This window comes from Archangium primigenium (genome assembly GCF_016904885.1).
GTDB classification, from domain to species: Bacteria; Myxococcota; Myxococcia; order Myxococcales; family Myxococcaceae; genus Cystobacter; species Cystobacter primigenius.
The window spans coordinates 671,863-683,982 of sequence record NZ_JADWYI010000001.1 but is presented as its reverse complement, the minus strand read 5'-3'; the positions used below and the strand labels follow the sequence as shown (position 1 = coordinate 683,982).

Here is a 12,120-nt window from a genome sequence, read left to right as displayed (position 1 = left end):
ACAGGTACGTGACTTAAGTTCAGTATGCCGCTCCACCATGAACGACGCCTACACGTACCCATTTTGGAATAATCCCGCGCCCTCTTCTCCGTCTGCGGAGCAACGCGTCAGCATGCTCGCTCGGCAGGAGGAGCTCGAAATCAGCCTCACTGAGGCTCACTGGCTGCTCGAAGACGACCGATACCAAGTTCATTTCGGAATCGGATCTGGTCGGCACTACCGCAAGCCGCGGAGCAATGGCTGCTACCACCTGAGAATCGATGGCACGCGCGCCTTCATCCACTGGGACGAATGGGACCCACGCCGTCACCCCATCGAACATTTTTTCGAGACACCCGTGCTCTGGGGCTCTGCTTTGGCCATCGCCGTTGGCACGTGGCTGCTGTCCTCGAACGACAACGACTAAGCATCACATCCATTGACCCTAAAGGAACGACCTATGACTCACTATCAAACGCTCGGCATCGCCCAAGACGCGACCGCCGATGAGATCAAGAAGGCTTTTCATCGGCTCGCCCTCGCCACCCATCCGGATCACCATCCAGGGGATTCCGTTAAGGAAGAGCAGTTCAAGGCCATCTCCGCCGCCTATGAAATCCTGGGCGATCAAACCCAACGGAAGCGGTACGATATGGAGCTGCTCAAGCAAACGTGGCAGAAACAACGTGCGGCGGCGGAAGAAGCACAAGCCTCCGCCCCCCCGCCCCCCCCATCCCCCACCGCGTCCACGCCCACCGCGTCCAAGGAAGATAACTTCTGGGGAGTCCTCTTCGGTCTGGGTATCGCTGCCTTCGCTTGGCACAAGATGTCTCAGGCGAGCAACACCACGTGGGATCCAAACGTGGAACGAAACCGGGGGCCGGATGGCCGCTTCCGCCCCTCGTGAGCCACCCTCGCCTCACGTCTGAAGTCGCGCGTCCAGCATGGCCCGGAGCGCCTGGAGATCGAAGGGCTTCTCCAGACGCGGCAGGTCCACCCGCTCCAGGTACGCGCGCGCCCGCTTGGTGAACGCGCCCCCCGTCACGAAGACCATGTGCCCGGCCCGCTCGGGCATCCGTTGCACCAGGGTCTCGTGCAGCTCGATGCCCGTCATCTCCGGCATCATCACGTCACACAGGAGCAAATCCCACGGCTGTCCCCGCTCCAGCCACGCCAGCGCCGCCTCCGCGCGGGTGAAGCCCGTCACGTCGTGCTCCGAGCCCAGCGTGCGCTGCAGCGCCGCGAGCACCCGCGGCTCGTCGTCCACCACCACCAGGTGGCCCCGCCGCCGCGCCGGGGCCTCGCGCTCGCTGCGCCGCACGTCCTCGCGCTGGGGCGGCTCGGGCGCCGCGAGCACCACCCGGAACACCGTGCCCACCCCCACCTCGCTCTCGAAGGACAAGGTCCCCCCGAGCCGCGTGATGATGTCCTGGCAGATGGGCAACCCCAGCCCCGTGCCCAGTCCCAGCGGCTTGGTGGTGAAGAAGGGCTCGAGCACCCGGGCACGCACCTCCTCGGGAATCCCCTGGCCCGTGTCCCGCACCTCGATCACCACCCGGCCCGACTCGTCCACCCGGGTGCTCAGGCGGATCTCGTTGCGCTCCGCCGCGCCCTCGGGAATGGCCTGCGCCGCGTTGACGACGAGGTTGAGGAACACCTGCCCGAGCCGGGCCTCGTTCGCGTACACCGCCGGCAGGGACTGGTAGTCCTTCACCAGCCGCGCCCGGTGGCGCACCTCGTTCCACGCCATGGCCGCCGCCGAGTCGAGCGCCCGCGTCACCTCCACCCACTCCAGGTGCTCGTCGTCCTTGCGGCTGAAGAGCTTCAGGTCCCGCACGATGGTGCGCATGCGCTCGGCGCCCTCGCGCGCCTCGTCGAGCGCCTCGGCGAGCCCCTCCGTCCCGGGCGCCGGCACCGCGCGCAGTTCGTCCCGGGCGTAGTCCAGGTTGGCCATCACGTAGGCGAGCGGGTTGTTCAGCTCGTGCGCCACCCCGGCCACCAGCGTGCCCACCGAGGCCATGCGGTCGGACACCGCCAGGCGCTCGCGCAACGCGTGGCGCTCGGTCAGGTCCTCCACCACGCCCACCACCCGCACCAGCCGCCCGTCCTCGTCCCGCACGAACATGCTCCGGTTGAGCACCCGCGCCCACGTGCCGTCCCCCCGCTGCACCCGGTACTCGTCCGTCCACAGCCGATCCTGGCCCCGCTGGGCCGCGGTGAAGCCCCGCTGCACGCGCTCGCGATCCTCGGGGTGGATGCGCTCGAACCAGCCGTCGCCGTCCGGCGAGCGGCCCGGCCGGTCGCCGAACAGGTCCAACAGCCGCGGGCCGCAGGACACCCGCCCCGTCTGGGGATTCCATTCCCAGACGAACTCGTGCAGCACCTGGTGGAAGGCATCCAGCCGGACATGGGTGAGCCGCGCGCGCCGCGCCTCCAATTGCAGCATCACCTGCCGCGCCAGCACCTCCAGGCCGTGCAGCTGCTCGAGCGTGAGCTCGCGGGGCACCGTGTCCAGCACGCACAGGGTGCCGAGCACGAAGCCCTCCGGGTTGACCAGCGGCGCCCCGGCGTAGAAGCGCAGGCGCATGCCGTGGGTGACGAGCGGGTTGAAGCGGAAGCGGGGATCCTCCAGCGCGTCCGGCACCACCAGCGTGCGGCCCGCCCGGAGCGTGTGGACACAGAAGGCCACGTCGCGCGGCGTCTCGCGCAGGTCCAGGCCCCGGCGGGCCTTGAACCACTGGCGCCGGTCATCCACCAGGGAGATGAGCGCCATGGGCATGCCGCACAGCCGCGCCGCCAGCCACGCGAGCTCGTCGAACATCACCTCGGGCTCCGTGTCGAGCACCTCGTAGCCGCGCAGGGCCTCGAGCCGCGCCGCTTCCTCCGCGCCCTCGGGAGGTCCCCACGACGCTCCGGACACGCCCCGCCCCGCGCTGTGCTGGTGCTCGCCCATCATGTCGCTCCCCCCCGCCGCGCCGGAAGCCCGTCCGGGCCGGAATGCCTCCCGGACCGCCAGACGCCACCTCCCCACGCCGCTGATCCCTGGTACATACCTGGGTTCGAAGTGGCGCGTAATTTTCTTCTTAATCCGGGATATGGGGATTGCAACGAAGCGTCCGCTGGTGGACCCGAAGACGGGCGCGGAGGGGTCGGTGCCCCGTGCTAGTGTCCGATTTCACGGGAAAGGCCTGTCGCCCTCCCGGCCCGCATGACCTGGCGATTCCGCGCTTCCGCTCCCCCGTCCCCCCGCCGTGAGCCCTCCGGCCGCCCGTCATCCCCGAGCCCCGCGTCCGCGCGCGGGTGTCCGGCAATGAACCGCCCCGAGCGAATGCACCGGGGGCGGCGATGAAACTGCGCACGGCGATGAACAGCCTCTACTCGGCATCGGTGTCGCTCGGGTCGAGGACGTGGCGGGGCTTCCGGGCGACGTGGCGGGGTCGGGGCAAGGCGGGGAAGGGTGCGATGGGCGAGGAGCTGACCGAGCGGGCGTATGCGATCACCGAGGAGGATGAGCCGGGCCTGGTGGAACTGGCGGCCTGGAGGGCGCCGGAGGATCCCCCGCCCACGCTCACCGGACTCGTGCGGCACCACGAGGTGAAGCCCCGGGACGCGCGGCTGCCCGCGCGCCGGCTCATCGTCTGGCTGCCGCCGGGCTACGACACCCCGGGTGACACGCGCCGCTACCCGGTGCTGTACATGCACGACGGGCAGAACCTGATGGACGCGCTCACCGCGTTCGCCCGCGTGGAGTGGAACGTGGACGAGACGGCCGAGGCGCTCGTGCGCGCCGGCCGGGTGGAGCCCGTCATCATCGTGGGCATCTACAACACGGGGATGGATCGCCTGCCGGAGTACACGCACACGGCGACGGAGAAGTACCCGGACGCGGGCCGCGCGGACCTGTACGGCGACTTCCTGGTGAACGAGCTCAAGCCCTTCATCGACCGCGCGTACCGCACCCGGCCGGAGGGCGCGTGCACGGGCCTGGCGGGCTCGTCGCTGGGCGGGCTCGTGTCGCTCTACCTGGGGATGAAGTACCCGGACACCTTCACGCGCCTGGGCGTCATCTCCCCCTCGGTGTGGTGGGACGAGCGGGACATCCTCGGGCGCGTGGCGGCGCTGTCCGGGCCCCTGCCCCTGCGCATCTGGGTGGACATGGGCACCCAGGAGGGCGACCACGAGGAGGCCGAGACGGTGGAGGACGCCGCGCGGCTGCACCAGGCGCTCTTGGAGAAGGGCTGGCCCGAGGACGACGTGCGCTACACGGTGTACGAGGGCGCCGAGCACACCGAGGCGGCCTGGTCCGCGCGCTTCGCCGAGGTGCTGGAGTACCTCTACCCGGCGCGGGGGGGGTCCATGAGGGCGGCCACCTCGGGCGAGTAGCCGCCGGGGCCCGCGCCATGGGCGACGAGGGGCGGGCGCACGGCGAGCTCCCGGGCCCGGTCCCGCACGGCATGCACGAGGAAGCGCGTGGCGGGCGCCTCGGCGCGCGCGTGGATGAAGCGCAGGGCCACGGGGAAGAAGCGCGCCGCGGCGAGCAGCCCGAGCACCTCGGCCACGCGCGCCGCGGGGTACACGAGGCTCACGCGGCCCCCGGGCGGCAGGGCATGCCGGGCCGCGGCCACCACGTCCGCGGCCTCGCACGCGACCTCCTGCTTGGAGAGGGCGCGCTCGGGGTCGGGGCTGTGCACGCCCGCGTCCCGGGGACGGAAGGGCGGGTTGGACACCACGTGCGCGTAGGCACCCGGGGCCCACAGGGCGCGCGCCTGGCGCAGGTCGCCGAGCAGCGGGCGCACCCGACCCTCGCAGGCATTGAGGGCCACGGCGCGCACGAGCCGCGCATGCACCTCGGGCTGCAATTCCAGGGCATCCACGGGACCGAGGCCGAACTGGCACGCGAGCAGGAAGGACACCACGCCACTGCCCGCGCCGAGTTCCAGGAGGGGACCCGGGACGGACGGGGCCTCGGCGGCGGCGAACGCGGCGAGCAGCACCGCGTCCAGCGTGAAGCGATAGCCGCCCCGGCGCTGCAACACCCGCACGCCCGCGGTGCCAATCGAGTCGAGGGTTTCATCCGCCGCGGGAAGGGAGGTGCTCACGAGAGAGCCTCTTATCCCCAAAGCGCTTGAGACGCTCCAGTGGAGTGCCCCATGCTCCCCCCATGGTTTCACGCCAAGAGCCCGGTCTGTCGTGCACATTCAAGACATCGCTGGGTCTGATGTTGCTCGCGGGCATGGCGAGCGGATGCTCCTGGTTGGGCTTCTACCGGTTCGAGAAGCCCGAACATGCGCCGCCCGAGGAGGCCGCCACCGTCCGGTTCCCGGACTCCATGGAGGAGGGCACCCGACTCTCGGGACCCACGCTCGCCGCGCTGCGCATCGCCCTGGACGACTTCCTTCCTCCCGGCAGCGCGTTCAGCACCGAGGACCCCGACCGCCGGGTGGCCGCATGCCTGTCTCGACCGAGCACCTACGACACCCTGGTGCACGCCCGAGAGGCGGAGGCGGTGGTCTTCGTGGCCTTCGTGCCAGACCTCAAGCGCTGTGGATTGACCGAGGAGCTCCTCGACGCGGGCGCCGTCTACGCCATCGACGCGAAGGGTCGCATCCTCGATCGGCGCTGAAACTGTCCGCCACTGGTCGGCCCCTCTATCCAAACGTGCACAGGTGCTCCACTCGCCGTGAGGCCCTGGACTGCCCGCGTCCGGGACCGTGCACAGCCTAGGGGCCTTATGGCTCGATCCACTGGCATCTCCGTGCTCCTCCTGGCGCTGGCCGCCGCGGGTTGTGACAACGCCCAGGCGCCCTGCACCCAGGGCTGTCCAGACATCTCCGGCGTCTACTCCATCGCCGACAGCGTCCCCGTGGGGGAGTGTCCTTTCAGCCCCTACCTGCTCTCACCCAGCGTCGAGATTCAACAGAGCAACGAGCGGCGCAAGGTCCTGCTGCACGTCGTGGACCCCACCACCCAGTTGGAGGTGCCCCTGTCCGGGGACGTCTACCTGGCCTCCAACTCGGACATGCTCGGCTCCTTCCGCGTCGAGACGCGTACCACCCGGCTCGCCAACCGCAGCAGCGAGCAGACGCTCACCCTGGACGTGCTCATCAACGGCACCGTCGCCCTGCGCGACGGCCGCCGCGTGCTGTCCGCCACGCTGACCACCACGGACGTGCGCTCCACCAGTCAGGCGTGCACCACCACCCTCACCGTGACGGGCCAGACCCAGTAGGGGCGCTCAGCCGGGAAGCTGATATTCCCGGGCTTTCTCCCGGAGTTGCGCGTACTTGCGCAGCAGCTCCGGCTGGCTCAGGGCCTCGTCGCCGAAGAAGAGGCCCCGCTCCTCGCGCAGCAGGGTGAAGTGCTCGCGCAGGACCCCGAGCACCCACTCCGCCCGCGTGAGCGTGGTGGGCGTGCAGGAGCGGCCGTGCACGTCGTCGAACAGGTCGAGCACATGCGAGCGGAAGCCCTCCACGAGGTACAGGCGCCCGAGGGCGTCGTCGCCGTCCAGGGCCCGCCGCCACCGCGCGTTGATGTCCTCCTGCCAGCGCAACACGTGCGCCTCGGCGCCCAGGGCCTCCAGCCGCGCGCGCTTGTGCTCGTAATGCGTGAGCGCGGCGGTCTTCTCCTCGCGGAACAGGGCGAGCAGGCCCCGCTCGTCCAGGCGCTCGGGGTTGCGCACGAGGTGGCCGAAGAAGTGGCGCGTCTCGAAGCGCTCGATGCCGTGGAACAGCGGTGTCGCCAGGCCATTGTTGTTGTAATGCTGGCGCGGCTCGAAGCGATACATGTACCCGAAGTCGAAGAGCGTCACCCGCTCGCCGTCATCCAGGACGTTTCCGGGGCAGAAGTCCCACTCGAAGAAGCCCGCGAGTTCCAGGTTCACGATCGCGCCGAAGAGCTGGTCATACACCCGCGCGTCGAAGCGCTGGAGCCGCTCGCCTTCAATCCAAGGCGAGAGGATGACGCCGTCGAGCAGGGAGGCATAGCGTGTCTCCACGATGTGCGTGAACCGAGGCGCCCGCTCGGGGTCCGCCTTGAGCGCGGTGAAGTCCGCGCGGCGCTGCACCTCGTTGAGGAAGGAGGTCTGTCCATCCACGTTGCGCACGAGGCTCTCGGGCCGCTGACGCTTGAGCGTCCAATCCCGGCCTCCCACGCGAATGCGATACACGAAGGCCGTCAGCCCGGAGTCGAACGTCTGGATGACGTGCGAGGACTCGGCCGTGAGAGACTTCAGGGTCTCCAAGGGGAGGGGGAGCGTGGAACGCTCCCCCACCTCCAGGGGTCGACCCGAGGCGAGCCAGGCGATCTGAGCGTGTTGTCTTTCCTGTTCCAGGCTCATCCGCTTCCCTCCGTGTGGGCTCCGTCGGCATCAGAGCCCCGCGAGCAATCCCTCCAGAACCTCCTCGGGGACCCAGTGTGCCCAATCCACGGCGATGACGTCATCGCTCCGCTGGGGAGGCCGCTCGATGGGTCCCGAGGAGACAAGCACGGCCTTGGGCCAGCCCGTCAACCGCTCCGCGTACTCCCAGCGATAGAGCTGGGCCTCTTTGTAGCCCGCGAGCAAGGTCTCCGGGTTCGATGAGTGCTTGATCTCCACGACGGTGGCCCGCTCGGGCCCTCCCGGCGGATGCACCAGCAGGGTGAGATCGGGTCGCATGCGGCCCCCTTGATTCAAGTAGTGCCGGGCACCGGCCTCCGCCGCCCCGGAGGCCAGGATCGCCTGATTATAGAAGAGCCGTACCCAGGCCCCGTCCTCCCGGCGGAACTCCGCCAGTTCGTCACGGTCCGGCACCACCAGGGTCCTGCGGAGGGTCCAGCGTCCAGGTTGAACACGCTCGAGCCGCGCTTCGAGCGCCCGCATCAACTGGATGGCCACCGCGAGCTCGAAGCGAGTGTAATCCTTGAGGGGCACGAGCGCGCCCTCGGCCAGGAGCCGCGCCAGTTGCTCCGGGTCGCGCGCGTTCAACGCCTCCAGGTATAAATGCCAGTCACGCGCGAGGTGGTAGGCGTCATGGCGCGCGAGCTCCGCGGCGCGCAGATGGAAGGCGCCGGGCCGCTCCTCCGGTACCTCCCGCAGCACCGTGGACTTCAATAGATGCTCCAGCTGGCCCTCATACGCCTGGACCTCGGCGCTCCAGCCGTGGTGAGCCGTCACGCCCGCCAGGCGCAGCTCGGCCAGCAGTCCCAGCAGCCGCTGCACGGTCATCCGGACGAGGATCTGCTCTGGAAGGTCGAACCGCCTCCGACGCGCCCGGGTGATGAAGCGGGTTTCCTCGCCCGCCAGATGACGCAGGAGCGTGCCCCGGACGTCCAGGCGCCCCTGGAAGCCCCCCTCCCACGTCTTCGGATAAACCTCCGTACGCCCCGTGAGTTCCCGCACCAGCCGGGGCAGGCTGTCCAGCGCGAAGCGCCGCAACTCCTCCAGGTGCCCCGCCAGGAGACTGGTGCCGAGCAGGCGGGAAAGTGCCCGGGGCTCGCCCGTCAGCCGCTCCAGGAAGCGCGTGGCCTCGTCCACCCCGATGCGCGCGCGGTGCGAATGGGGCAGCAGGTACCCCGGGAAATGCTCTCGCAGGAACTCCTCCCAGGGTGTGCTCACGCGCCCGTTCCGGAGAGGGAGCCCGGAGGCCAGACCTCCGTGCAGCGCTCCTTCAGCTCCCGCAGGGCCGTCTCGGAGGTCCACCCCGCGAGGGCCTCCGTGAACAGCGCGTGGGCCTTCCGGGCGCTCGCGGGATCGAGCCCCTCGAGTTGGGGCAGCAGGAACATCGCGAGGGCCTCGGCCAGAGCGTCTCCCGCCGCCGCGCGCCGCCGCATGTAGCGCACGATGTCCAGCGCGACAGCGGGACCGATGTCCCTCAAGCCCAGCAGGCCCTTGCGCTGGAAGAGCAGGGAGAGCCGGCGCACCGTGGGCTCATCGAGCGGCGGATCCACCCCCGGGTCCAACACGGACCGGGAGAGCAGGCGCGCATAGGTCTCGTCCTCGGGGATGCCGATGTGGACCACGGCGAAGCGGCGCTGGACGGCGTAGGACAGGCGGAAGAGGGACGTCTTGTCCCACGTGTTCATCGTCGCGACGACCCGGAACGTGCGCGAGAGGCGATGGGTCCGCCCGGCATCGAAGCCGATGGACACCCGGCGTCCGCTGTCGAGCTCGAAGGGTGTGTCCGTGCCCCGACCCCCCAGCACCGTCATCAGCTCGCCGAAGGCCTTGTCCACGTCCGCCCGGTTCAGCTCGTCCACGAGCAGCCACTGCCAGTTCTGCACGGCCTGGAGGAACGCGCCCGCGCGAAAGCGCAGCGACTTGTCCCGATCGAGCGCGTAGCCACCGATGGTCTCGTACGTCGTCCAGTCGGCGGAGGCCGTGGCCTCGAAGAGCCCCCGGCAGTAGCCCTCGGCCCGCGCCGCGTGGGCCAGGGCGTGCGCCAGCTCCGTCTTGCCCGTTCCCGGAGGACCGATGAGCAGCAGGTGCTTGCCCGCCGAGAGCGCCGCGCAGACCCGTTCCATCACCCCCGCGGGAAGCTCGAGCGCGCCCAGGTGTGGCTGGACATGGTCCCGGGTGAGGTCCAGCCGGTCCGCGTTCCAACCCGCCGGCTCCCCCGCATCCGCCAGGGGACTGGCGCCTGACGCCAAGGAGTCGCCCTGGGGGGAGTCCTCGTCCTCATCGAGCGCTTCGTCATCCAGGACTGGACGGGCCTCTACGCGCTCCAGGTTCTCGGTTCGCAGCCTGGTGATCTTCTCTTGCAGTTGCTCGGCCTCGCCGTACCGCCGCATTGCCGTCAGACCAAGTTCCGTGGGGGCATCACCCTGCTCATCACGCTCGGTCAGCCCCAGGGACAGCAGCCAGTTCTGCCGGACGTTGGTCTGCCGATAGGACTGCCAGTCCACATCGAGCAATTCTTCCAAGAGGTCATGGGTCTGACGCGTTCCGGCCCTTCCCAGCACCACCGCGATGACAAGCGTCTCGAGCACGCCCTCGTACGCCGCATCGAGCCGATCGAAGAGCATCAGGGGGTCACGGGAGTCGAGATAGGCCCGGCCACCATCGGAGAGCTCGATCCGGTCGTTCGTTTCCTTCACCAGCACCAGGTGACCAAGCAGCCTCCGATAGTGCTGGCGCGGGACAACCCCTCTCGCGTCGTAGCGCTGTTGAAGATGCTCGTCGAACTCGCGCACGGTCCGAGGTGCTTCACCGATCCATTCCAGCAAGGCCTCGAGGGTGGCCTTGTACTGGCGAACGCCCCCCGGGAGCGGAAAGAGCCTCACGCGTCCGGGGACGATGTCTGGCTCCCCCTTGGAAGGCGATGGCTGCGCGGAGGGCGTGGGCTGGAACCACGGCAGGGTGATCGCGCCCGAAGCGACTTCCTCTCGCGCCAGGAAAGGCAATTTGAGCAAGGCCAGGTGGATGAGCCGACGGAAAGCCTCGGCGGAACTGGGCAGGACTTCCCCTTCCGGCAGTCGCACCCGGAAGGTATCAGCCCGGGAAGAAGAGTAGAGGGGAAGGCCGGAGCGCGCCACGAGCTGCTTCAACGCGACGAGCCCGTAATCGGCGCCTTCTTCCTTGCGTTTGACGACGCTGATGAGCGTGGGGACTTCACACTCGGCGCCGTCCGCTTCTCCACTCAACAGCAATGCCAGGGAAATCCAGATGAGCTGCCGTGCCGTGTCGGCCATGTTGACACGCAGGGCGATGAAATGGTGATAGGCATCTCCCTTGGCGGACCAGAAGGTCGCCTCGAGCCGGAGCGTCTGGGACCCCCCCTTCCAGGTGCAGACAGCCTGGACCGCCGCGGGCCAGGGACCGTCGACGGCCTCGTCCAGCGCATCCTGATCTTCCCGTCGCAACAAGGGCCAGGGCCTGATGGGCAGGCGTTCGATGCGGACATCGACCGCATGGCCATCGACCTCGAGCCTCAGGTCGGTGGCCGCGTCCAGGATGGAGCGGACGGCGCGCAGGGCGATGCGGTTGGCGTCTCGTCGTACGGGCATGCGTTACTATCGCCCGGCGCCGCACTCCGGGCGAGGGTATCCGCTGTCGGCTCCTACGTGCGCGCGCCCACGAGCTGCTCGGCCAAATCAATCACCTTGCCCTCCACGCTCACCTGGTCCAGGTGATCGATCTCCACGATGCCCGTGGGGCTGGTGACGTTCACCTCGGTGAGCCAGTCGCCAATCACGTCGATGCCCACCAGGTACAGGCCCCGCTCCAGGAGCGCCGGCTTGATGCGCGCGCAGATCTCCCGCTCGCGCGCCGTGAGCTCCGTCTTCACCGGCTTGCCCCCGGCCGCCATGTTGCCCCGGTGATCGTCGCTCGCCGGCACCCGCAGCACCGCGCCACACGGCTCGCCGTTGACCAGGATGATGCGCTTGTCTCCGTTGCGGCTCTCCGGCAGGTACGCCTGCGCCACAATGGCCTTGCGCCCACCCACCGTGAGCACCTCCAGGAGCGAGCGCGTGTTGCGGTCCCCCGGCGCCAGGAAGACGATGCCCTGGCCGCCAAAGCCTTCCACCGGCTTGAGGATGGTGCCCGCCGGGTGGTCCGCCACGAACCGGGACAGGTCCGCCATGTTGCGCGCGATGAGCGTCTCGGGCATCAGGTCCGGAAAGCGCAGGCCGAACAGCTTCTCGTTCGCGTCGCGGATGCCCACCGGGTTGTTGATGAACACCGGCGTGCGCCCGTTGTGCAGCTCCACCAGGTGCGTGGCCTGGATGAAGTCCGCGTCCACCGGCGGATCCTTGCGCAGGAACAGCGCATCCAGCTCCGTGAGCGGCCGCACCTCCTCGTCCAGGATGTCGAACGCCCGCCCGGGCTCGCGCCGCACCGTCACCGTGCGCATCCGCGCCTCCGCGCGCGAGCCCCCGAAGCGCAGCCACGGCTGCTCGAAGTAGCGCACCCGGTGCCCCCGCCGCTGCGCCTCCAGCATCAGCGCGAAGGTGGAGTCATGGTCCACCCGGACCGTCTCGAGGGGGTCCATCAGGAAGCCGAGGGTGAGCGCGGTCATGGGCATGACTCCAAGGAGGGAGGAAAAGCAGGGCGGTGAGTAAGACGGACGGGTGCGCCCGCGCGACAGAAAAAGCATGTCCTCCCGACGCTTGACACCGCCACCCGTCACCCCCCCGGCTTGCCTCCTCGCCTGGACCTCGGGGACG

The 12,120-nt window shown here is 69.4% G+C and carries 11 protein-coding genes; 5 read left to right on the top strand and 6 right to left on the bottom strand.

The features are described from left to right. Window positions 1–37 precede the first annotated feature (37 nt). Both I3V78_RS02850 and I3V78_RS02845 read left to right on the top strand, forming a co-directional pair. Complete coding sequence (locus tag I3V78_RS02850; protein ID WP_204484777.1) at window positions 38–406, top strand: hypothetical protein; 369 nt, start codon at window positions 38–40, stop codon at window positions 404–406. Window positions 407–439: 33 nt separating this feature from the next. Further along, window positions 440–886 carry a J domain-containing protein gene (locus I3V78_RS02845; protein ID WP_204484776.1) on the top strand — a complete coding sequence of 149 codons (447 nt, stop codon included), beginning with the start codon at window positions 440–442 and terminating at the stop codon, window positions 884–886. A gap of 12 nt (window positions 887–898) precedes the next feature. Here the strand turns inward: I3V78_RS02845 and I3V78_RS02840 are convergent, their stop codons facing one another. After that, complete coding sequence (locus I3V78_RS02840) at window positions 899–2,935, bottom strand: hybrid sensor histidine kinase/response regulator (protein WP_204484775.1); 2,037 nt, start codon at window positions 2,933–2,935, stop codon at window positions 899–901. 389 nt (window positions 2,936–3,324) lie between these two features. Here I3V78_RS02840 and I3V78_RS02835 point away from each other — a divergent pair, with 389 nt between their 5' ends. After that, window positions 3,325–4,362, top strand: a complete 1,038-nt coding sequence (locus I3V78_RS02835; protein ID WP_204484774.1) for an alpha/beta hydrolase — start codon at window positions 3,325–3,327, stop codon at window positions 4,360–4,362. On the opposite strand, the gene I3V78_RS02830 is transcribed toward I3V78_RS02835, so the two are convergent. Next, window positions 4,314–5,078: an SAM-dependent methyltransferase gene (locus I3V78_RS02830; RefSeq protein WP_204484773.1), complete on the bottom strand. Its 765-nt coding sequence runs from the start codon at window positions 5,076–5,078 to the stop codon at window positions 4,314–4,316. The two genes, I3V78_RS02835 and I3V78_RS02830, sit on opposite strands and share 49 nt — an antisense overlap. Window positions 5,079–5,140: 62 nt before the next feature. Here I3V78_RS02830 and I3V78_RS02825 point away from each other — a divergent pair, with 62 nt between their 5' ends. Continuing rightward, window positions 5,141–5,602: a hypothetical protein gene (locus I3V78_RS02825; protein WP_204484772.1), complete on the top strand. Its 462-nt coding sequence runs from the start codon at window positions 5,141–5,143 to the stop codon at window positions 5,600–5,602. Between the two features lie 108 nt (window positions 5,603–5,710). After that, on the top strand, window positions 5,711–6,208 hold the full coding sequence (locus tag I3V78_RS02820; RefSeq protein ID WP_204484771.1) for a hypothetical protein: 498 nt from the start codon (window positions 5,711–5,713) through the stop codon (window positions 6,206–6,208). Between the two features lie 6 nt (window positions 6,209–6,214). On the opposite strand, the gene I3V78_RS02815 is transcribed toward I3V78_RS02820, so the two are convergent. From I3V78_RS02815 to gshB, 4 genes are read right to left on the bottom strand one after another with little or no spacing between them, the layout of a single operon-like run. Continuing rightward, complete coding sequence (locus I3V78_RS02815; protein WP_204484770.1) at window positions 6,215–7,315, bottom strand: protein kinase family protein; 1,101 nt, start codon at window positions 7,313–7,315, stop codon at window positions 6,215–6,217. A 30-nt stretch (window positions 7,316–7,345) separates the two neighbouring features. Continuing rightward, on the bottom strand, window positions 7,346–8,572 hold the full coding sequence (locus I3V78_RS02810; RefSeq protein WP_204484769.1) for a hypothetical protein: 1,227 nt from the start codon (window positions 8,570–8,572) through the stop codon (window positions 7,346–7,348). Continuing rightward, a complete protein-coding gene (locus tag I3V78_RS02805; RefSeq protein ID WP_204484768.1) occupies window positions 8,569–10,959 on the bottom strand; it encodes an AAA family ATPase in 2,391 nt (796 codons plus the stop codon). Before I3V78_RS02805 ends, I3V78_RS02810 begins: the two co-directional genes overlap by 4 nt. Window positions 10,960–11,012: 53 nt before the next feature. Further along, on the bottom strand, window positions 11,013–11,972 hold the full coding sequence (gene gshB, locus I3V78_RS02800; RefSeq protein WP_204484767.1) for a glutathione synthase: 960 nt from the start codon (window positions 11,970–11,972) through the stop codon (window positions 11,013–11,015). Between the last annotated feature and the right edge of the window lie 148 nt (window positions 11,973–12,120).

Excerpts from the sequence above, each read along its gene's own strand:
- I3V78_RS02845 (WP_204484776.1), top strand. The coding sequence starts at position 440 with ATGACTCACTATCAAACGCTCGGCATCGCCCAAGACGCGACCGCCGAT.
- I3V78_RS02805 (WP_204484768.1), bottom strand. The coding sequence starts at position 10,959 with ATGCCCGTACGACGAGACGCCAACCGCATCGCCCTGCGCGCCGTCCGC.
- I3V78_RS02825 (WP_204484772.1), top strand. The coding sequence starts at position 5,141 with ATGGTTTCACGCCAAGAGCCCGGTCTGTCGTGCACATTCAAGACATCG.
- I3V78_RS02850 (WP_204484777.1), top strand. The coding sequence starts at position 38 with ATGAACGACGCCTACACGTACCCATTTTGGAATAATCCCGCGCCCTCT.
- gshB (WP_204484767.1), bottom strand. The coding sequence starts at position 11,972 with ATGACCGCGCTCACCCTCGGCTTCCTGATGGACCCCCTCGAGACGGTC.
- I3V78_RS02820 (WP_204484771.1), top strand. The coding sequence starts at position 5,711 with ATGGCTCGATCCACTGGCATCTCCGTGCTCCTCCTGGCGCTGGCCGCC.
- I3V78_RS02840 (WP_204484775.1), bottom strand. The coding sequence starts at position 2,935 with ATGATGGGCGAGCACCAGCACAGCGCGGGGCGGGGCGTGTCCGGAGCG.
- I3V78_RS02815 (WP_204484770.1), bottom strand. The coding sequence starts at position 7,315 with ATGAGCCTGGAACAGGAAAGACAACACGCTCAGATCGCCTGGCTCGCC.
- I3V78_RS02835 (WP_204484774.1), top strand. The coding sequence starts at position 3,325 with ATGAAACTGCGCACGGCGATGAACAGCCTCTACTCGGCATCGGTGTCG.